The sequence below is a fragment of the Salinivibrio sp. MA351 genome, from assembly GCF_001996065.1.
Classification (GTDB): domain Bacteria; phylum Pseudomonadota; class Gammaproteobacteria; order Enterobacterales; family Vibrionaceae; genus Salinivibrio; species Salinivibrio costicola.
Map to the genome: position 1 here is coordinate 16906 of NZ_MUFG01000011.1, position 20988 is coordinate 37893.

At 49.8% G+C, this 20988-nt stretch carries 22 protein-coding genes; 13 read left to right on the forward strand and 9 right to left on the reverse strand.

Annotated elements, in window-relative coordinates:
* Positions 1–9: 9 nt before the first annotated feature.
* Both BZG78_RS07530 and BZG78_RS07535 read right to left on the reverse strand, forming a co-directional pair.
* Positions 10–399, reverse strand: a complete 390-nt coding sequence (locus tag BZG78_RS07530) for a nitrous oxide-stimulated promoter family protein (RefSeq protein ID WP_077660828.1) — start codon at positions 397–399, stop codon at positions 10–12.
* Between the two features lie 120 nt (positions 400–519).
* Positions 520–1707, reverse strand: a complete 1188-nt coding sequence (locus BZG78_RS07535) for an NnrS family protein (protein ID WP_077660829.1) — start codon at positions 1705–1707, stop codon at positions 520–522.
* Positions 1708–2013: 306 nt separating this feature from the next.
* Between BZG78_RS07535 and BZG78_RS15650 the strand changes: the two genes are divergently transcribed.
* The 3 genes from BZG78_RS15650 to BZG78_RS07545 all read left to right on the forward strand — a co-directional run bounded on the left by BZG78_RS15650 (position 2014) and on the right by BZG78_RS07545 (position 3753).
* The gene (locus BZG78_RS15650) at positions 2014–2145 is read left to right on the forward strand and encodes a hypothetical protein (protein WP_021023439.1); all 132 of its coding nucleotides are present in this window, start codon (positions 2014–2016) and stop codon (positions 2143–2145) included.
* Between the two features lie 113 nt (positions 2146–2258).
* Positions 2259–2459, forward strand: a complete 201-nt coding sequence (locus tag BZG78_RS07540) for a hypothetical protein (RefSeq protein ID WP_021023438.1) — start codon at positions 2259–2261, stop codon at positions 2457–2459.
* A 130-nt stretch (positions 2460–2589) separates the two neighbouring features.
* On the forward strand, positions 2590–3753 hold the full coding sequence (locus BZG78_RS07545; RefSeq protein WP_077660905.1) for a DEAD/DEAH box helicase: 1164 nt from the start codon (positions 2590–2592) through the stop codon (positions 3751–3753).
* 67 nt (positions 3754–3820) lie between these two features.
* On the opposite strand, the gene BZG78_RS07550 is transcribed toward BZG78_RS07545, so the two are convergent.
* Both BZG78_RS07550 and BZG78_RS07555 read right to left on the reverse strand, forming a co-directional pair.
* Positions 3821–4447 (reverse strand): DsbA family protein, encoded by a 627-nt coding sequence (locus tag BZG78_RS07550; RefSeq protein WP_077660830.1) that lies wholly within the window; start codon positions 4445–4447, stop codon positions 3821–3823.
* Positions 4441–5310 (reverse strand): MBL fold metallo-hydrolase, encoded by an 870-nt coding sequence (locus BZG78_RS07555; protein ID WP_077660831.1) that lies wholly within the window; start codon positions 5308–5310, stop codon positions 4441–4443. Before BZG78_RS07555 ends, BZG78_RS07550 begins: the two co-directional genes overlap by 7 nt.
* Positions 5311–5478: 168 nt before the next feature.
* Between BZG78_RS07555 and BZG78_RS07560 the strand changes: the two genes are divergently transcribed.
* Complete coding sequence (locus BZG78_RS07560; RefSeq protein WP_077660832.1) at positions 5479–6381, forward strand: LysR family transcriptional regulator; 903 nt, start codon at positions 5479–5481, stop codon at positions 6379–6381.
* 55 nt (positions 6382–6436) lie between these two features.
* Here BZG78_RS07560 and BZG78_RS07565 read toward each other — a convergent pair whose 3' ends face one another.
* On the reverse strand, positions 6437–6916 hold the full coding sequence (locus BZG78_RS07565) for a YaiI/YqxD family protein (RefSeq protein WP_021023434.1): 480 nt from the start codon (positions 6914–6916) through the stop codon (positions 6437–6439).
* A gap of 112 nt (positions 6917–7028) precedes the next feature.
* On the reverse strand, positions 7029–7715 hold the full coding sequence (locus BZG78_RS07570) for a type 1 glutamine amidotransferase domain-containing protein (RefSeq protein ID WP_077460678.1): 687 nt from the start codon (positions 7713–7715) through the stop codon (positions 7029–7031).
* A 273-nt stretch (positions 7716–7988) separates the two neighbouring features.
* Between BZG78_RS07570 and BZG78_RS07575 the strand changes: the two genes are divergently transcribed.
* The 6 genes from BZG78_RS07575 to BZG78_RS07600 all read left to right on the forward strand — a co-directional run bounded on the left by BZG78_RS07575 (position 7989) and on the right by BZG78_RS07600 (position 14982).
* The gene (locus tag BZG78_RS07575; RefSeq protein WP_077576749.1) at positions 7989–8531 is read left to right on the forward strand and encodes a copper resistance protein NlpE; all 543 of its coding nucleotides are present in this window, start codon (positions 7989–7991) and stop codon (positions 8529–8531) included.
* Between the two features lie 454 nt (positions 8532–8985).
* Entirely contained in the window at positions 8986–10173 is a 1188-nt protein-coding gene (locus tag BZG78_RS07580) for a M24 family metallopeptidase (RefSeq protein WP_021023431.1), read from the forward strand.
* A 165-nt stretch (positions 10174–10338) separates the two neighbouring features.
* Positions 10339–11334: a N(2)-acetyl-L-2,4-diaminobutanoate deacetylase DoeB gene (gene doeB / locus BZG78_RS07585; protein WP_077660833.1), complete on the forward strand. Its 996-nt coding sequence runs from the start codon at positions 10339–10341 to the stop codon at positions 11332–11334.
* A 10-nt stretch (positions 11335–11344) separates the two neighbouring features.
* On the forward strand, positions 11345–11833 hold the full coding sequence (locus BZG78_RS07590; protein ID WP_077660834.1) for an Lrp/AsnC family transcriptional regulator: 489 nt from the start codon (positions 11345–11347) through the stop codon (positions 11831–11833).
* 153 nt (positions 11834–11986) lie between these two features.
* Complete coding sequence (locus BZG78_RS07595; protein ID WP_077660835.1) at positions 11987–13546, forward strand: NAD-dependent succinate-semialdehyde dehydrogenase; 1560 nt, start codon at positions 11987–11989, stop codon at positions 13544–13546.
* 32 nt (positions 13547–13578) lie between these two features.
* Positions 13579–14982 (forward strand): aspartate aminotransferase family protein, encoded by a 1404-nt coding sequence (locus tag BZG78_RS07600; protein WP_077660836.1) that lies wholly within the window; start codon positions 13579–13581, stop codon positions 14980–14982.
* 75 nt (positions 14983–15057) lie between these two features.
* On the opposite strand, the gene BZG78_RS07605 is transcribed toward BZG78_RS07600, so the two are convergent.
* The 3 genes from BZG78_RS07605 to BZG78_RS07615 form a co-directional block, all read right to left on the reverse strand.
* Positions 15058–16602 (reverse strand): BCCT family transporter, encoded by a 1545-nt coding sequence (locus BZG78_RS07605; protein ID WP_021023426.1) that lies wholly within the window; start codon positions 16600–16602, stop codon positions 15058–15060.
* A gap of 186 nt (positions 16603–16788) precedes the next feature.
* Positions 16789–17220, reverse strand: coding sequence for a hypothetical protein (locus BZG78_RS07610; RefSeq protein ID WP_077460673.1), 432 nt, complete (start codon positions 17218–17220; stop codon positions 16789–16791).
* Positions 17221–17339: 119 nt separating this feature from the next.
* On the reverse strand, positions 17340–17639 hold the full coding sequence (locus BZG78_RS07615; RefSeq protein ID WP_021023424.1) for a hypothetical protein: 300 nt from the start codon (positions 17637–17639) through the stop codon (positions 17340–17342).
* Positions 17640–17867: 228 nt separating this feature from the next.
* Here BZG78_RS07615 and BZG78_RS07620 point away from each other — a divergent pair, with 228 nt between their 5' ends.
* The 3 genes from BZG78_RS07620 to BZG78_RS07630 all read left to right on the forward strand — a co-directional run bounded on the left by BZG78_RS07620 (position 17868) and on the right by BZG78_RS07630 (position 20882).
* Positions 17868–18473 carry a TetR/AcrR family transcriptional regulator gene (locus BZG78_RS07620; RefSeq protein WP_108743367.1) on the forward strand — a complete coding sequence of 202 codons (606 nt, stop codon included), beginning with the start codon at positions 17868–17870 and terminating at the stop codon, positions 18471–18473.
* A 200-nt stretch (positions 18474–18673) separates the two neighbouring features.
* Positions 18674–19831, forward strand: coding sequence for an iron-containing alcohol dehydrogenase (locus BZG78_RS07625; RefSeq protein ID WP_021023422.1), 1158 nt, complete (start codon positions 18674–18676; stop codon positions 19829–19831).
* A gap of 28 nt (positions 19832–19859) precedes the next feature.
* On the forward strand, positions 19860–20882 hold the full coding sequence (locus tag BZG78_RS07630; RefSeq protein WP_021023421.1) for an NADP-dependent oxidoreductase: 1023 nt from the start codon (positions 19860–19862) through the stop codon (positions 20880–20882).
* Positions 20883–20988: the final 106 nt, after the last annotated feature.

Sequence of the window (20988 nt, forward strand, 5' to 3'; positions counted from 1 at the left end):
GATGTATTTTTAGTTGCCCGATTTTTGCTTTTCCAGTCGTTTGTGACGGTTAGAATTCTTAGGGATTAGATACGGTGGAACCGCTTTGCGCTCATGGTATAAGTGTCTAAGCGCAAGGATCGGGTGAGACAGTAACATTCTTGGACCAGCGTACCGCATGACCGTCTTCATCTCTTGCTTTTCTGCCTTCTTATAGCAGTGGATAGGACAACGATTGCAAGTCGGTTTGTCTTGACCATAAGGGCAACGATCCAACTTCACTTCTGCATAGTCTCTCAAATGTTGGCACGCTGAACAGAGCGACTTGCCCTGATGATGATCACGACAATAGATTTGTATCATGCATGAAACAGTTTTAAATTCTATTATAAGCTCACCGGTTAACCACTTTGAATCCATACCTTACACCTATAAAATAGTAGCAATAATAGCGGTAAGGCATAAGAAGGATGGTAACAGTAATAGCCTGCATTAAACCCTACTCCAAGCTTACCTTTTATTAATAATAATGTGATAAGACTACCCCGCCGCGCCATCTGTGCGTGCTTGACTCAGCATGGGGCCAAATCGTACCGCAAACCAGCCATAGCTTATCGTCCAAAGCAGTGCTGATGCAGCGACCAGCTCTAGGGTATAAACTGGCCAAAACCACATGCCAAACACACGCACTAATGCTGAAATCAACAAAGCATAAAACAACCAAGAAACAGCGGGGCCCTGATAAACATTACGCCCAGTATGCCCAAGCGTGACTCGTGCAATCATGGCCAGGATCACCCCACCTAAAGTGCCTATCGCAAAAAGATGCCAAATGAGGTTTGATGCCCAAGGGTTCATCACCAACGCTTTTAATATCAATCCAAGTGGTAAAAAGACATAAAATAGATGAAGCGAAAACAGCATCGGCACCTGGTAGGCTTTCCAGCCTTGCCAGCGATAGAGCCGAACACATTGAGCAATACCCGCTGTGAGCAGCAACCCACGCGCGACTATGTTATCAGTGCCGGACACCAAAGTGACGCCAATCAATAGCACAAACAGAGCGATAATCGCTCGCTCTAGCCACACAGGTGTGCTGGACACCTGTATACCCAACTTCTTCTCCGTAAAAAACGGGATCACACGGCCACCCATTACGCTAATAAGCAGCATGAACCACAACAAGGTACTGTGCCAAACTTGATTAATAGGTAGTGAGACTTCCCCTAGCTGTACGCCGTAAGACAATGCGTTAAGTAAGGCCGCCACCGCTAAAATAGGAATAAATAGGTAATTGCGCTGACGTTTAGTCACTACCACGCGATAACCCAACGACCATGCCACGCAGGCCATAAACAGGGTATCAAGTACAAGGCTCGCCCAAATCGGGACATCCACCCAGAAGCTCAACCGCGCCAACAGCCATAATGAAAAAATGACGAAAAGCTTCAGTCCTCGGGTTCCGGGCACACCCGTCCAGTTTTGCACCGCCGTCATTAAGAACCCACCGACAATTGCCATCGAAAAGCCAAACAGCATCTCATGAGCGTGCCACCACAGGGAGGGTACGCTCAGCGAAAAAAGGTTAGGATCAGTATAAAGCCCTGCCCAAACGGTAATGACAATGCACGAATAGAGCGCTCCAAAGAGAAAAAACGGCCGAAAACCAAGTCGAAATAGGGGTGGGATCCGATCCTCTTTTTGTTTATCCGTAACGTTTAACAACATAACCAAGCACTCCGTGAGTCAATCAGTTTCTCACCCTAGCACAAAAGAATGCTTCTCAATTGATGTCAAACAAGTCTAAAACAATTTAATGTGCTACAAAAAGTAGGGTTATTTTGATGGTTTATCGACCAAGCTACACATAAGTAAACCAAAGGGCTGGACGTCACCGGTGATAACCACAACAATTTGCTCATCACCTACCCGCGCAATATTTAAGCGGTACAGATACAGCTTAAGGAGGCCCATGACCAACCCATCTAGCACAAAGTTTGCGGTTCTCGGTGCCGCTCTGAATGGGATGAAGAAGTGATCGAGGACACCGGTCTACAAGCGGCGTATGACCACCAACTGCATGATGATGAGGGCGAGCCCTATCGCGGGATAGAAATAGAAGAAAAGACCAAAACAGCCGAAGCAGAGCGCATAGATGAAAACTAATTACAAAAATGTCATTTAGTACAGATATAAAGTTTAAACTTGATCACAGTTCAAACACAAACTATGCTTTTTACATACTGATATGTAATTTAGTTACACATAAGGAGCGTGTTATGTTATCAGCCATTAAGGAACTGTTTACCCCTCACAAAGACTATGCAGGTCGACACATTGATGCTGTTATCGACCGGTTAGCGGCGCAAACAGGGACAGAAGCCCATGCTTGGTCTTATCTCCGAGAGCAAGCTGTGTATGAGAATACATTAAACGGCATGCGTATTTACCCGCATGAGCTGAGAAAGTACGCGGCTTAAAACAGACTGCACTCAGGACACCAGCAGATTTTACGTCGTGTGGATGTGGGGTTCGTGCTAGACTCCACGCCATTCAGTGTCTCCACCCTTTTTATGGGTGGGCGCGCGTTCATTGTTTGTTGAGTTTGCCATGCCATTTAAAAAACTGGGGTTAAGCGCCCCGCTTTGCCAAGCCATTGCCCAACGCGGCTATACCATCCCCACGCCAATTCAAGCCAAAGCCATTCCGATCATCCAACAAGGCCATGATCTGATTGCCGCTGCGCAAACAGGTACCGGGAAAACCTCAAGTTTTATCTGGCCCATTATCGATAAGTTGTGTGCCGGTGAAGCGGGACGCAAAAAGCGCGCTCGCGCATTGGTGATTGCTCCAACAAGAGAGTTGGCCTTGCAAGTCGCCGAAAGCGCCCGCCAAGATACGCAGTTTACCGCGCTTAAAACCTTAGCGATGGTTGGCGGCATGGACGAGCAGGCACAAAAGCAAGCCTTGATCGAGGGCGTCGACATTTTGGTCGCTACCCCAGGACGTCTGCGGGATTTACTCAGCCAACGTGCCGTCTATCTAGATGAGGTGGAAGTGCTGGTGCTGGATGAAGCGGATCGCATGCTCGATATGGGCTTTATTGATGCGATTCAGAATATTCTAGATCGATTGCCGGCAAGCACGCAGTGCTTACTGTTTTCGGCCACGCTGTCTAATAAAGTGCGCGAGCTGGCCAAAGCGACCATTGGCGATGAAGGCAAAGAAATCAGCATTGCCGCACGAGATGCCTCGAAAGACAACATTACTCAGTGGTGTATTCCAGTCGATAAAGATAAGAAATCCGCACTGCTTAGTCATTTGGTTAAAGAGAATGGCTGGACGCAAGCGTTGATTTTTATCGAAACCAAACACGGCGCCGCCAAACTCGCTACCCAGCTGGAAAAACGGGGCATTGCCGCTGAAGCGTTTCATAGTGGACGCAGCCAAGCCGTGCGGACTCAATTGCTGGAAGACTTTAAAAATGGTGACATCCAATTTTTAATTGCCACCGGTGTCGCTGCTCGTGGCATTGATATTGAGTCGCTTGAGCGCGTAGTCAATTACGATCTACCCTTCCCAGCCGACGAGTACGTACACCGGATTGGTCGTACCGGCCGGGCCAGTGCTCAAGGCGAAGCGATTTCATTGGTATCAAAAGACAACACCAAAAACTTGCGCATGATTGAAGCACGTCTCGGGCACCCACTTGAACGTCGCATCATCGAAGGCTTTGAGCCCAAAAAGCCGGTGCCGCTGACTGCACCCAAATAAATGGCACGCATACAATGATTGCAATAAAAACGGCGAGCCTGGTGCTCGCCGTTTTCGTTTGTTTGCTTTATGTCTGAGTTAGCGTTTGCCAGAGTATCTGCCAAGCGTCTGGGCGCCGATAGTACTGGCTCACTGTGATGGCTTGCCATTGGCCGTTTTGCTCCACCAGCATGGATGGAAAACCGCGCAAGCCATGCGCTGCCATCAATTGACGGGTTTGATTCACCGCGGGCATCACGTCATTTTCGGCGCGATTCATCGCCTGTTGCCAAGCCTCTGCCTCTATCCTCATCTCACTGGCAAGCTCTGCGAGCGTGTCAGCATCATAGACGGAGCGACCTTGCTGATAATGGCCACGCTGGATGCGTTTCAGCATCTCTGCGCCCTGACTATCAAGTTGCTGAGCAGCGAGAATAGCTTGCGCGGTCATAAAGGAGTCCAAAATTACCGGCTGGTCGCTTGCTACGCGGTCAAGATAGGCTTGACCAAATGTCTGTCCGGTTTGATCGGCAATGGTTTGATCTGCCTTCAAAATGTGTTGACGAAAGCTGTCTTCAATCGGCGCACGCTCACGCATACCACCTGGATGAAGCTGCAAGTTAATCTCAGGGTTGTTACTCAGGCTTTCAATCAAGGTGGCGGCGCCGAAGCACCAGCCACACATTGGGTCAAATATATAGTGGACGTTTACCATTCCATCTCTCCCATGTGCACTTTCGCACCAATCTCCAAAGCCATCGGCAAACCCGCTTTCGGATATTTCGCTTGCATGGTTTTAATCAGCTCAGCACTGTCTTTGCTGTTGGCTTTCGCCTCGGCAAAGTCTTGCAAATACTGCTGGGCAAAGGTAATAGTGTCAGCGTTTAGTGCCGTGCCTGCTTTCATATGGCCTGGGATCACCATTTCAGGTTTCAGTGCTGCCATTTCTTGTAGTTGTGCGGCCCAACCTTCACGTGCGTGATCAGATTGTGCGTCTGCCATCCACAGGTGAACATTGCCATACACGGCGACGTTACCCAGGATCGCCTTGTTGGCTGGGATCCAAAGATACGGACGGTGAGCCAACTCGCCTTTCGCGCCGCGAATTTCAATCTTACGGCCGTCCAGTGTCAATGATGAACGGGTATAAGCTGCGGGCACCACGGGATTTTGCGGGGCATTGTCACCCATTTTTGGGGTCCAAAATGCCATTTTTCCGTCTAGTTTTTCTGCAATGGTGGCGCGCACAGCCGGTGTGGTGATCACTCTTGCGTCAGGGAACATGCCGTGCAGCACTTCCGCACCAAAGTAGTAATCAGGGTCGGCTTGGCTGATAAAGATGGTGGTCAGCGCTTTGCCGGAGTCCAGTACTTTGGCGGCAATGCGAAGCGCATCTGCTTTAGTAAAGCCAGTATCAACCACCATGGCTTCGGTTTCGCCGTACACCAAGGTTGAGTTTACGTGGAAGCTATTACCATCCGCGTTATACACGTCTAGGTTCAAGGGTTCAGCATTATTTGCTGCCATTGCGCTACCGGTCAGTAATAAAGAGGCGGCTAGGGTTTTTATCAATTTCATCGTCGTGCTCCATTGGGTTGCATTCGGTGTTGAGATGCTGCGCAGTTTACGGGCTCGACTTGTTCAGATATATAGCTAATAATTTACATCATTATTTCATAATTCGAGCATGTAAACGGATCGTATCGTGTTATGAACGACTAGCTCTTAAGCATAGATGAGATTGATATGGACACACTGACTGCCGCCCGCGTATTGATTGATGTAGCCCTTACGCAAAGTTTCACCGCCACTGCCGAGCGGCTCGAGATGTCGCGCCCCATGGTGACTCGCCATGTCGAAGCGCTGGAAGACTGGTTAGGCGTGCGTTTATTGCAGCGCACCACGCGCAAAGTATCGTTAACCTCCGCTGGCGAGCAAAGCTTGCCACAACTGGAGCAATGGGTTGAGCAAGCCAATGCCTTGACACAGCAATGGCAGCAAGAGGCGGGCTTGACTGGCAAAGTGCGGGTAGCAACCAGTATGTCGTTTGGTTTTGCGCAATTAATCCCCGCGGTAAAGCCCTTTATGGCCGCTCATCCCGGAGTCGATGTGGATATTGAGGTGCAAGATAAAGCGGTCGATTTGATTGCGGAACGGATTGATATTGCCATCCGTATTGCGTCCAACCCCGACCCTTCCTTAATTGGTCGCCCGATCGCCGCGTGTGATTCCGTCTTGGTGGCGGCACCGGATTATTTAGCCGCCCATGCACCAATCCGCTCACCAGACGATCTCACCGCGCATAGCTGTCTCAGTTACAAACAATTTGATCGGCCAATTTGGCATTTAGACAAAGGTGAGGAACACGCCGCAGTTGAGGTGCAAGGTAAGCTGTCTGCCAACGAGGCGACCACCTTACTCAGTGCCGCCATTCAGGGCATGGGCGTGAGCATGCAGCCAGTGTATTTGGCCCATAGTGCCATTGCGCGAGGTCAGCTGGAGGTGGTGCTCCCCGATTGGCAACCCAAAGCGATGGATATCTACGCCTTGTACCCGTCACGTCGCAACCAACCACCGGCGGTGCGCGCATTGCTAGATGCGCTGATTGCCCACTTCGCAGATAGCGAGTGGGCACCGGTTGCTATTTAGCCAGCAGAAAAGTTAAGTGAGAAAAGCTATTTAGTAAGAGAATAAGCGCGCCGGCTTAATCAGACGATTTTGCTTGCGCAGCATGATAACGCTGAGCTTTAACCAGCCATTTATCAAGTTGGTTGGCAAAGGCTTGTTTTTGCTGCGGGCCAAGCGGTGCGGGCCCGCCTGTGTGCACGCCGCTACTACGCATGGTTTCCATAAAATCACGGATATTGAGTCGGGCACGGATGTTTTCTTTGGTGAGCAATTCACCGCGGGTGTTAATTACCGTGACGCCTTTTTCAATCACTTCATCCGCTAAGGGAATATCTTGGGTGATCACCAAATCCCCGGCGACGGCATCGGCAACAATTTGGTTGTCCGCCACATCAAAGCCCTTTTCTACCTGACGTGCGCTGGCATAGGGCGACGGCGGCAAACGAATAAATTGGTTGGCTACAAAGGTGGCTTGAATCTGTGTTCGGTGTGCCGCACGAACAATCATCTCGCGCATCGCGACCGGACAAGCGTCCGCATCTACCCATATTTGCATGCTGGCTCTCTTAGCTTTTGCGTCAATGCCTGCATTAAACCGCATCATCTTTATAAAAGCCAAAAAAAAGCGCCGACAATTCGGCGCTTTCATCAGGAAAGTATGAGATGACTTACTTTAACAACGCCAATACCGCATTGACGCACGCTTCAGACGATACTGGGTTTTGCCCAGTGACTAGGTTGCCATCGGTGACCACAAATGAGGTAAAATCATCCGCTTTTTCGTACATACCACCGTTTTCTTTGAGCATATCTTCCACTAAGAAAGGAACGACCTCGGTTAAGCCAACAGCGGCTTCTTCGCCATTGGTAAAACCAGTGACTCGCTTGCCCTTTACTAACGGCTCGTCGCGATCTGAACGAGTATGGCGGAATACAGCCGGGCCATGACACACCGCACCGACAGGTTTGCCCTGGTAATAGAAGGTTTCGATCAATTGACGCGAGGTTGGATCTTCCGCCAAGTCCCACAATGGACCATGGCCGCCGGGATAGAAAATGGCGTCATATTCGTAAGCATTAATATCACTTAGCTTGACGGTATTATTAACCATGTCTTGTAGCTCAGCGTCTCCGTCAAAACGACGTGTTGAATCAGCCTGCGCATCTTCCGCCTCGCTATTCGGATCAATCGGTGCCTTGCCGCCTTTGGGACTGGCGACAACAATGCTTGCGCCGGCATCTTTAAACGCGTAATAAGGGGTCGTGAACTCTTCAAGCCAAAAGCCTGTCTGGTGACCCGTATCGCCCATGGCATCGTGGGATGTTAGCACCATCAAAATTTTATGTTGTTGCATCATCGCTCCTTCTTGTCACGCGTTTGGATGATATTTCATTCATTTACTCTGTATTGTCATTAGCTAGACTAACAGGCCAAAGAGGTAAACGTAATGGGTACCCGCTTAGATCAATACAATCAATTGACGGTTTATTTACTTTCCTAGTCTAACGCTGACCTAATACTAGCTCAGGAATGACAGCCTAACCTGCGCATTGCCTACAATAGTTTCATCCATTGCAGGCCATCGCCCGCATCGTTTCAGACTTAACATCGATACAATGAGGTCAACATGAAAAAAACATACCTACTCGCCCCTCTCGCACTCGTCGCCGTTTTAGTTGGCTGTGAACAACAAACAAACGACCCTCAAGAGGGAAAGTCGCAAGTCGAATCTAGCGTAGAAAACGCCCAAACTGCAGTAAAAGAAGGCACCGAACAAGCATTAGACAGTGCGGAAACGGCTATCGACAACGCTGAGGACACGGTTTATGAAATGGCCGATCACCACAACGCCAAAACCTCGCTGGACTGGGATGGTACCTACCAAGGCGTGATCCCTTGCGCCGATTGTGAAGGTATTGATACCACACTGACGCTTAACCAAGACAATACCTACGTTCTTAGCAAAACTTACTTGGGTAAACAGGGAGAAGCATTCAAGGAAGAAGGTTCTTTTTCCTGGGATCAAACAGGCAGCGTTGTGGTTCTTGAAGGCTTAACTGATAGCCCGAATCAATTCTTCGTGGCCGAAAACCAAGTTATTATGCAAGACATGAATGGCGAGACCATCAACGGCGATCTCGCTGATATGTACAAATTGAAAAAGCAGTAATGCGTCGAGCGCCTTATCGCTCACAACAAGCGGTAGGGCGTATTTTTTCTCCTTTAGCCCTAGAATGACGCGCTCTCGCTGTTTTTTCTATCTTAATGCCGCGATTCACTCTCTTTTCTCCCCCACTGTTCGCACAATTTGTCATTTTAAGTGACAAATTTGTTGCCAATAAAACTTGACGATATTTCACTCTATGGTTTAACACTTAAATAGAGGCGAAACAAAACCTTATCCGGTTGGTGGTAAAAGCTCATATAAGAGAGCTGGACGCGGCAACCTGACACTACCTAGATTAGGACTGCGCACCAAACGAAAGCCTTCTCCGTTTGTTCGATAACGTGACCGAAAAACGGCACCTTTCTGCACCGGTAATCGTGCTTGATCCAAGTTCGATTACCGGTCAGTAGTACGTTTTATAAGCACCACCGTCGTGGGATTGAACAGGAGTCAGCGTATGAGCGACGTTGTATTGAAGTTTTCATACGAAGAATACAGCGCCCGTTTAGCCAAGGTCCGCTATGCCATGGAAGAGAACGATATCGATACCTTGCTGGTACACGATCCATCGAATATGGCGTGGCTGACAGGCTATGATGGCTGGTCTTTTTATGTGCCCCAGTGTGTCGTGATTGGTTCGACCGGCGATCCGTTATGGTTTGGTCGTATCCAAGACGCCAATGGTGCGCTGCGGACTGTTTATATGAGCGCTGAATGCATCACCTATTACCCTGACCACTATGTCATGAATCCACCGCTCCATCCTATGGAGTACCTTTGCAATTATGTCCTGGCAGAAAACTACTGGGATCGCGGCCGGATTGGGGTAGAAAAAGATAATTATTACTTCAGTGCCACCGCGTTCGAATCCCTCAAAGAAAATCTACCGATGGCAACCCTGGTGGACACCACTGGGCTAGTTAACTGGTGTCGCGCGGTCAAATCTAATCAAGAACTCACGTATATGCACACCGCTGCACGTATTGTGGAGAATATGCACCGCGTGGCCTTTGAGATGATAGAGCCCGGCCTGCCCAAACATTTATTGGTAGCCGAAATCAATAAACACGCGGTCGTCGGTCATGATGGTCACTTTGGCGATTACGCCGCTATTGTGCCTATGTTGCCATCTGGCGGCGATGCGGCAGCGCCTCACTTAACCTGGGATGACCGCCCATTTAAGCGTGGTGAGGGGACATTTTTTGAAATCGCTGGCGTGCATCGTCGCTATCACTGCCCGTTGTCACGCACCATCTTTTTGGGTGAACCTGGCGATGAGTTCAAACGCGCTGATGAAGCGCTACAAGCAGGACTTGAAGCCGGTCTCGCGGTTGCCAAACCGGGTAATACCTGTGGCGACATAGCCAATGCCCTTAACGACGCACTATTGCGGTACGGGTTCGATCGTGAAGGGGCGCGCTGTGGCTATCCTATCGGGCTAAGTTATCCTCCTGACTGGGGCGAGCGCACCATGAGCTTGCGCCCGAGTGATCAAACGATCCTGCGCGAAGGCATGACCTTCCACTTCATGCCTGGGCTTTGGATGAAAGATTGGGGGATAGAAACGACCGAGAGCATCATTATCACTCAAGAAGGGGCACAAACCTTGTGTGACTTGCCACGGCAGCTATTTGTAAAACATTAGTTGTAAAACACTGGCGTTTCGTGGATAGGTGCTACACTCATAACATCATGATTTAAAATCACTCTTATAGACTTGGCACCTAGGCCGCCAACGGTGAAAAACGTCAAGCGGTCGCCACGTCCAAGACTGCAGCGAGAGTGACAACGGTTATAGCAAGGAGCAGTTATGGAGCCAACAGCCATTGAAGCCACAGTCGATTTTCACGCGGACGGTGTACAACATGGATTTCTCAAACTGCCCCATTCCCACGATCAATCCGCTTGGGGCTGTGTGACGATTCCCATTACCGTGATTAAAAATGGTGAAGGTAAAACTGCGTTGCTCACTGGCGGCAACCACGGGGATGAGTATGAAGGTATTACGGCATTACTCAATACATGCCATCAGCTTATACCAAGCAACATTAAAGGTCGGGTGATTATTTTACCCATGATGAATGCCCCTGCGGTAACAGCAGGCACACGCACATCACCTTGGGATCAAGGCAACATGAACCGTGCCTTCCCAGGCTCCCCGACCGGCAGTGTCACCGAGCAAATTGCGGACTATTTTACCCGTTATTTGATCCCGCAATGTGATACCGCCTTAGATATTCACTCAGGCGGTAAAACCTTAGATCTTATTCCCTATGCCGCCTCACATCGGTTAGAAAACCTGCAACAAGCCGATGCCTGTGCTGAGGGGGCTCGCCTATTTGGGGCGCCGTATCAAGTGCAAACCACCGAAATGGACGCCACCAGCATGTACGACACTGCCGTCGAGCAACAAGGCAAAGTGTTTGTCACCACCGAGCTGGGTGGCGGCGGCACCAGTACCCCTGAATCGATCGCGCTTACCCAACGCGGCATTCATAATTTTTTAGTGTTTTCAGGTATTTTACAAGACGACTATCGCCATCCACCGGCCACGCCCGTCAAGCTCGAACTGCCCGATAAACACTGCTATGTACAAAGTGAGCATGCCGGCATTATTGAGTTCTGTGTACACTTGGGCGATAGCATCAAGCAAGGGGATTTGATTGGTAAAGTGCATAATATCGAGCGTACTGGCACCGAACCCGTTCCCTACTATGCCGAACGCGATGGCATTTTACTGGCCAAACGCCATCTCGGGCGGATTTATATCGGTGATACCTTTGCAGTCATTGCCGAACCTGTATGACGGAGGTGAGATGAAGCTCGACAAATTTGACATCAAAATCCTACACATACTGCAGCAAGATGGGCGCATCACCAAGTCGAACCTCGCGCACGCCATCAACCTATCCGTAAGCCCTTGTTGGGAAAGAGTAAAACGGCTCGAGCAAGCGGGCGTCATTGAAGGCTACGGCGCGCGTATTAACCCTGATGCCGTGATCAAGCTCAATACCGTATTAGTTGAAATCACCCTCGGCCAACATGATGTGCAGAGCTTTCAACGCTTTGAGCGCGCCATGCAAGCTTGTGACGATGTCAAAGAATGCTGGGCCACAGGCGGCGGGATTGACTATATCGTTCGGCTTGGCGTCACCGATATCGACTACTATCAACGCTTGATAGACCGGTGGCTTACTGATGATCTTGGTATTAAACAGTACTACACCTATATCGTCACCAAACAAGTGAAACATCCCGCCCTCACGCTCCCGCTCGAGGCTCCTGACACCGCCGCGAATGGATAAGCCTGCAGAAAATTTTATTCGGTAAAAGGTAGGGTTCAGAAAAAAACACCGTTTTATCGTCATCTAACAAAAAACCTCTTTTCGATAAGTTGCATACAGTAAGAGTAAGCAAACGCTGATAGGCAGCGTGGCGATTTTGTCAGAGGAGGGAGTATGACCGTATTCCAATCACGTGATCTTCACTACACAGGATCAGCGGCCAATACACTACGTCACGATGCGACCGGTAAAGCAAGCGCCGATGTGCTCGCGTATCTTGACGATCAGCGCCTATTTCGGCAACTGGCGTATTGCAATGGCAAATGGGTCAATGGCGAGTCCGATACGCCAGTTTTAAACCCCGCAACCGGCGAAGTATTGGGCTACACCGCTGCCTTGAGTGCCGCACAAGTGAACCAAACCATTGATGATGCCGAAGCGGCTTTTCACCTGTGGCGCGCCGAGTCAGCTGAAACGCGAGCAAAACGGCTAATGCAGTGGCACGATCTGATCATGGAAAATCAACACGATCTTGCTCACCTCATGGTGCTCGAACAAGGCAAAACCTTGCGCGATGCCGAGGGCGAGGTGGAGTACGGGGCCTCATTCATTCACTGGTTTGCTGAAGAGGCTAAGCGGGTATATGGCGACACCATGCCTAGCCATATCCCCAACGCACATCTAGCCACATTGCGTGAGCCCATCGGTGTTGCGGCGTTGATCACGCCATGGAACTTTCCCAATGCCATGATCACGCGCAAAGCCGTTGCCGCACTCGCCATTGGCTGCAGCGTGATAGTTAAACCCGCAGAAGAAACGCCCTTCTCTGCACTCGCATTGGCCGAGCTTGCAGAGCGTGCGGGGATCCCTGCCGGCGTGTTTAATGTCATTTTAGGCGATCCTCCCATGGTCTCAGCACAATTGTGTCAAAGTGAAAAAGTCAAAGCGCTCAGCTTTACCGGCTCTACCCGTGTTGGCCGGCTACTGCTAGAACAAAGCGCCCAAACCGTAAAAAAATGCGCCATGGAGCTTGGGGGAAATGCGCCTTTTATCGTGCTGCCTGATATGGATATTCAACAAGCCGCTCGCGCCGCTATCGATGCAAAATTCCAAACGTCAGGCCAAGATTGCCTGGCGGCGAATAAAATTTTAGTGCCACGTGACAAACATCAAGCGTTCGTCGATGCCTTTGCCGCACTGATGGATGAACTTGAAGTAGGCAATGGTCTATTGCCAAGCACAGACATTGGCCCATTAATTTCACGCCGTGCGGTCGAGAAAGCGCAATCGCTCGTCGATGATGCCATTGCCAAAGGGGCAACTGTGATGGGCGGCAAATTAAATCCCAACCTGGGTGAGAACTTCTTTGCGCCTACGCTTATCACCAAGGTGACGTCGGAGATGTTGGTCTATCAAGAAGAAACTTTCTGTCCCGTCGCTGCTGTGATTGCCTACGATGACTTAGACGAAGCCATCGCCATGGGCAACGATACCGAATATGGCTTATCAGCGTATGTGTATGGCCATGATATTCGAGATATTTGGCGCTGTCTGCGCGGCTTAGAAGTCGGGATGGTCAGTGTCAATTCAGTGAAAATGACCGGCCACCCGATTCCATTTGGTGGCGTCAAGCAGTCGGGCTTAGGCCGAGAAGGAAGCCGTTACGGCATCGACGAATTTAGTGAAATCAAATACTACTGTTTAGGTGGCCTACCCACGGTAAGCGGCAGTTAATTCAGGTTTGCTGACGGATAAGGAGACTGATCATGCGTCCAGAAACAAAAGCGTTGCTAGAAAAAGACAGAAATACCGTGTTCCATCCCTCTACGCACCTCAAGCAGTATGCGCATGGCGAAATGCCTGGCCGAGTGATCGCGTCAGGTAAAGGGATCCGGATCACCGATTCTGAAGGCGTTGAGCTGATTGACGGCTTCGCGGGCTTGTATTGCGTGAATATCGGCTATGGCCGTGAAGAAATGGCAGAAGCCATCTACGAGCAAGCGAAAAAGCTCGCCTACTACCATACCTATGTTGGCCACACCAATGAGGCTTTGGTGACCTTATCAGACCGCTTAATCAACATGGCGCCTGGCATGAGTAAGGTGTACTACGGTATGTCGGGGAGTGATGCCAATGAAACCCAGCTTAAAATTGTTTGGTATTACAATAACGCCCGCGGTAAACCCGAGAAAAAGAAAATTATCTCACGCGACCGGGGCTACCATGGCTCTAGTGTGGCGTCCGGCTCACTAACCGGCCTGCCTTTGTTCCATGCGCACTTTGATTTACCGATTGAACGCATCAAACACACGATGGCGCCCTACTACTATCGCCGTGAAGACAGTGGTATGACAGAGCCAGAGTTCGCACAACACTGCGCGGATAAACTGGAAAAAATGATCTTGGCTGAAGGCCCCGATACCGTCGCCGCCATGATTGCCGAACCTGTACTCGGCACCGGTGGTATCGTACCGCCCCCCGAGGGCTACTGGGCGGCCATTCGTAAAGTGCTGGATAAATATGACGTACTGCTGATCGCCGATGAAGTGGTGTGTGGCTTTGGCCGAATTGGCAGTGATTTTGGATCGATTTATTACGACATGAAACCCGATCTTATCACAGTCGCCAAAGGGCTAACGTCTGCGTATCAGCCACTGTCTGGGGTTATGGTTGGGCATCGCGTCTGGGAGGTGCTTGAAGATGGTACCGATACGTGGGGCGCCATTGGTCATGGCTATACCTACTCTGGGCATCCATTGGGCGCCGCGGCAGCACTGTGTAATCTTGATATCATTGAACGCGAGAATCTGACTCAGAACGCCGCAACCACGGGCGAATATCTGCAAATGAAAATGAAAGCCGCCTTTGCCGATCACCCATTAATTGGCGATAGCCGCGGAGTGGGGTTACTGCATGCGCTGGAATTCTCGCCTGACCGCGCCCATCGCAGTCACTTTGATCCCAGCCTAAAAGTGGGGCCACAAGTGGCGGCTGCGTGTTTAGAGCAAGGGCTAATTGCGCGTGCGATGCCACATGGCGATATTCTCGGCTTTGCACCCCCACTGGTGGTGACGCCCAATGAAGTGGACGATATCGTCGCAAAAGCCAAAGTGGCGGTCGATAGGGTAATGGATAAACTGGTCACCAGCGGGCAATGGCAACCTAAATAGCACCTCCCGAGGAAGGCCTGATATAAAAAAAGCGCCGACATTCGGCGCTTTTTCTTTAAGCTATGTATGACGCCATTAATTGGCCGTCGCAGGCTCTAGCGCCAGGTTCGCTTCTTTTTCTTTTTGCATCCGCATCACGGCTATTGGGCCGGTGATAAAGGTAAATGCAATCAAGAAAGACACAGGCACTGCAGTGATCACAATGAACGACTGGAGCGCGTTCAAACCACCGTCTCCGGCGAGCAGAAGCACACCAGCGACCACGCCCATCACAATCGCCCAGAACAGGCGATGTTTACGGGTTGGTTGGTTATCACCAGACACAGCCATCGCAATCGAATACGCCATTGAATCGCCAGTGGTTGCCACAAACGTCGTGGTAAGCAACATAAACGCTGGGATCAGAATCACGCTGTAAGGCAGCTGTGACAGTGACGCAATCAAAATCGCGGGTAAGCCGGCATCCGCCATGGGCCCAGAAATACTACCGGGTGATTGCAACTCATAGAAGATACCGGTACCGCCCAATACTGAGAACCAGAAGTTAGTGGCAATTGGGGCACAAATCGCAACAGCGAAAATTAGCTCACGAATCGAACGGCCTTTAGAAATGCGCGCAATGAAGATAGCCATCATCGGAGCAAAACCAATAAACCAGCCCCAGAAGAACCAGGTCCACCATGCGTTCCAGCCACCATTATCGGTATTCAGTGCGAGAGTATGCATGTTGTTCAGGTAGTAGCTAAAGCCCGAGCCAAATTGCTCAAAGATAAAGCCGGTAGGACCGAGCACGATAACCGCACCAAGTAACACTGCGGCGCCGATAACGTTCATACGGCTCAGCCATTGCAAACCTTTATCCATACCGGTAAACGCAGAGATGGAATAAATAGCCACGACAGCAGCCAAGATCAGCATTTGCATCGGCATGGTATTTTCAATGCCCACAAAGCTTTCCAAGCTATAACCCAACTGGGTTGCTAAGAAGCCAATTGGACCAATGGTTCCGGCAGCTACGGCAATGATCGAACAAGCGTCGATCACAGAGCCAAGCCAGTGATTTTCTAGCTTGTCACCGAGCAAAGGGTACAAGAGTGCACGAGGACGCAAGCGTACGCCTGCCTGGTGGTGCGCATACATCAGTACAATCGTCGCCAAGGTGCCTAATACCGCCCAGGCTAAGAAGCCCCAGTGGAAAAAGCTTTGGCTTAACGCAGGGGCGACGGTCTCCATCACACCCGCTTCCATCTCACCCAGTGCTGGTGGTGGCGTCATGAAGTGATAGATAGGCTCAGCCGCTGACCAAAAGACACCACCGCCGGCAAGCAGGGTACACATGATCATCGCAACCCAACGAAAACGGCTCATTGAGACGGTATCGGTGGCGCCAAGTTTCAATTTACCAAATTTACTGCCGCCAATAGCTAGCGCCAATACGAAATTGATGACCATTAGCCACTGCCACCAATAACCAAAAAGGTTGGCAGACTCAGAGAATAGAGACTGGATCACAGAGGAAAAGTGTTTTAGGTCAAACAGGGCAAAGGCAAGAAATACAGCGACAAAGCCGATAGTAAATACGGCAACAAGTCGGTCGTTATTTTGTGTAGATTTAAGCATTAGTTCGCTCACAAGGTGTGTGAGGGATGGGACTCTATCAGTGTGGCGAATGAATGACCAGAACAAATTGACTCATAGGGATGGAATAGAAACCGTGACAGACATCACTTATTCAGATTTGGCGGGGGCTGAATAGGTTTATGACATTTTTATTAAATGCACAAAAAGCCACCAGCTTGTGRCCTATCAAGCTGGTTCTGCGCTTTTTTGTTTTTTCGTCGTCTTACCTGTCTCTAGGATTTTTTTATGCAACACTATCGTCGCGCGATACAGTTTGGGGTGAACTTGTGCATCGCCTCTTTTAGCACGGTTGCAGGTAGAAATCACCGCAGCAGTAATACAAGCCGCCACTTTTAACTGCCCAAGCTGGTAGGCATAGCTAGCGACTTTAACTGCCATAAAGACGGATTGATCGCTGTGCTTATAGTTACGTACCGCGAACTTCTCAAAGCGGAGAAAATCCTTGTGATAACTTTTGAGGATCCGATTGATGTGGCGATCATAGTAATTTTTGTATTTGGCGTAGCTCCCTTTCGGATTACTCGCCACGATGTCTCTCACCCAGACAGACGCTTGCAGCTGTTCTTTTTCAAATAAGCCACTCAGCCAGGCAAACATATAACCTCCCTACTGCTAGCTTAGCCGCTTTATTCTACTTAATTTGCGCGACTAATCTATCAAAAGAAAGTGCTAAGTGGTTGAGTGGCGGTAATTTAACCAGCAGTAAGAATGGCTGTTCAGGCTTGGGTATTGATGGTGATGGTATACGTCGCATCACCTACAGGTAGCATATGGAGGATCTGCTCTCCTAACTCTGGATGACTGAGCAAATAATTTCCCTGAGGAAAGCGCGTGTCTTCTGGACCTTTTAATACCAAACTGAAATTCTCGACGTAATGGTCGTTTACTTCATCGCCATGACCAGGATGGGTATCAACACGAACAAGCGTCATAGCATATTCAGTATCTGTTCCGTCAATAAGCGTAATCGACTGATCGATCAACTCACTGACATGCTGACAAGATAGTACATTCATCGGCCCTCCCGCGTTCCGTTACTGCGTATTTACGCCTTTTCTCTCTCACCATCAAGATTAGAAGAAAAATTCGACAATGCACAACAGCTTAGTGCTTTTCGGACTTAAAATACGGGAAATATCACTCAGGCTGGGTGATGTTGCGTTAAATCCCCTTGCCGTATCCCCTGATAAAAAAATCACACACAACACTAGACGACCGGTCTAATCTTCATTATGCTACACCACATGAAATCAAGTAGCACATTAGAACACACCAGCCACAACGCTACCCACCAGCATTTACTGGATACGGGTGTTAATGTAATGGCGCAGTTTGGCTTTAGTGGTGTGGGTCTTAGCGCAATACTGAAACAAGCCGGCGTCCCGAAAGGGTCGTTTTACCATTACTTTGCTTCAAAAGAGCAATTTGGTCAGGCGGTATTGCAGCACTATTTTTCGCGTTATTTAGCGGAAGTAAACAGTTTGCTGTCAGACACTACGCTGCCGCCTATTACGCGAGTTCATCGCTACTTTACCCTTTGGCAGGCCCAGTACTGCAGTATGGATCCCGTTCAAACTTGCTTGGTCGTTAAGCTAAGCGCTGAGGTGGCAGATCTTTCCGAGCCCATGCGGCTTGCGTTGCGTGATGGCACCGACAAACTGATTGGTAGCTTAGCGAGTACACTCGCGCTCGACGAAAGCAGCTTTAACCATGACAACGCCTTAACCACCGCGACGACGCTTTACCAGCTATGGTTAGGGGCAACACTGCTAACAAAACTGCACCGTAATGACAGCCATCTAGCGCAGGCGATGACCATTACGCAACAAAAAATCGGCTTGGCTGACTAGTATAAAAGTCAAACGAACAAACGCAGCATACGAGGAACAACGATGAGGTGCTAATGAGCATTTCATTTCCGGTTTTTTGATAAAACCAGTATTTCAATAAAACCCGCCAAGGCGGGTTTTAAATAAACGCTAACTAGACGACCGGTCTAATCAAACGAGAAGACTGATTGACTGACAACAATGAAAAGGAAGGATGAGTAATGAACAACTTTGAGTTCTACAATCCCACACGTATCGTTTTTGGCGAAGGTAAAATTGCCGAGCTGGATCGGCTCATCCCAGCCGCAGCAAAAGTTTTGGTTCTTTTCGGTGGCCAGAGTGCACGCAAAACCGGCACCTTAGGTGAAGTTGAACAAGCACTTGGCGAGCGTCAATTTGGCCTGTTCAGTGGTATTGAGCCTAACCCACGCTACGACACGCTAATGAAAGCGGTCGAAAAAGTGCGTGAAGAAGGCTACGACTATCTGCTCGCTGTCGGCGGTGGATCAGTGATCGACGGCACCAAATTTGTTGCAGCAGCAGCGAAATACGATGGCGATGCATGGGACATTCTCACCAGCATGGGCAGCAAAATCGAAGCCGCACTGCCATTTGGCACCGTGCTCACCTTGCCTGCTACTGGCTCAGAAATGAACAAGGGCTCGGTGGTCAATCGCGAGTCAATGCAAGCGAAATTGCCGTTTATGAGCGAATTGGTGTTTCCACAATTCTCAGTGTTGGATCCGGTAAAAACCTATACCTTACCTATCCGTCAAGTCGGCAACGGTGCCGTTGATGCGTTTGTTCACGTGGTTGAGCAATACCTCACTTATCCAGCTAACGCGCCGGTACAAGACAGATTCGCCGAAGGCCTGCTACAAACCTTGATCGAGCTTGGCCCACAAGCGCTGGAAACCCCGGAAGATTACAACATCCGTGCCAGCTTGATGTGGACCGCGACCCTCGCGCTGAATGGTTTGATTGGCGTGGGTGTACCACAAGATTGGTCAACCCATATGCTTGGTCACGAGCTGACTGCCCAACATGGTTTGGACCATGCACAAACCCTCGCGGTTGTGTTGCCGGCAATGTTGAATGAGAAGTTTGAGCAAAAACAAGCCAAGCTCGCACAATTTGCTGAGCGTGTCTGGCATATTGAGCAAGGCAGCGAAGCAGAAAAGGCTCAACAAGCGATTGAGAAAACCCGCGATTTCTTTGAGCGCATGAACGTGAAAACACGCATGAGCGACTATGACTTGGACGAAAGCGCGATTGAACCATTGATTGAAAGCTTAACTCAACACGGCATGACTCAGCTCGGTGAGCACGGCGATGTGACCCCGGATGTTTGCCGCCGCGTGCTGCAAGCCGCGCTTTAATTCCCGTACTGAATAAGGGAGGACACACATGTCATCACCAATGAACCAACGTTTTGTTCTTGCATCGCGCCCCGTAGGGGCGCCTACTGCAGAGAACTTTCGCTTAGAAGAAGTGGATATTCCTGCTCTCGGCAACCATGACGTCTTAATTGAAAACCACCACTTATCTATCGACCCATACATGCGCGGTCGTATGAGTGATGCAAAATCGTACGCCGAGCCAGTGGCAATTGATGGCCTAATGGTCGGTGCCACCGTGGGTAAAGTGCTGGAGTCTAACCATGCCGATTACCAGTCGGGTGATTGGGTACTCGCTTACAAAGGCTGGGAAACGCATTCAGTTGTAAACGGCGATACGCTGATCAAACTCAATCCGGATCTGGCGCCGGTTTCTTACGCGCTCGGCATCTTAGGGATGCCAGGCTTTACCGCTTACATGGGTTTACTAGATATTGGCCAACCCAAAGAAGGTGAAACCCTCGTGGTAGCAGCGGCAACCGGTCCCGTCGGCGCAACTGTTGCGCAAATTGGTAAGCTAAAAGGTTGCCACGTAGTAGCGATTGCCGGTGGCGAAGAAAAATGCCAATACGCACGTGAAAACCTCAACGTTGACGCGTGTATCGACCACAAAGCAGACAACTTTGCCGAGCAACTCGCTGAAGCCTGCCCTCAAGGCATTGATATCTACTTTGAAAACGTCGGGGGCAAAGTGTTTGATGGTGTAATGCCACTGCTCAACACCGGTGCTCGCATTCCAGTGTGTGGATTGGTGTCACAGTACAACAACACTGCCTTGCCCGATGGCCCAGATCGCCTCTCACAGTTGATGGGCACCATCTTGGTTAAGCGCTTAACCATCAAAGGTTTTATTATCTTTGATGACTATGCGCACCGCTACCCTGAGTTCGCGCATGATATGGCCAAATGGGTCGGCGAAGGCCAAATCCATTACCGTGAACACGCGGTGGATGGCTTTGAGCAAGCGCCGCAAGCACTGATTGATGTGCTAGAAGGCCGTAACTTCGGCAAGATGGTCGTCAATATTAAGTAAAGCTCGCACGCTTTATTTCGCAATACCGAAAACCCTGCCTCCCCCTTAGCGATGGATCGCTAAGGGGGTTTTTATATGCTTTTTACGTGTACTTTTTCACATATGC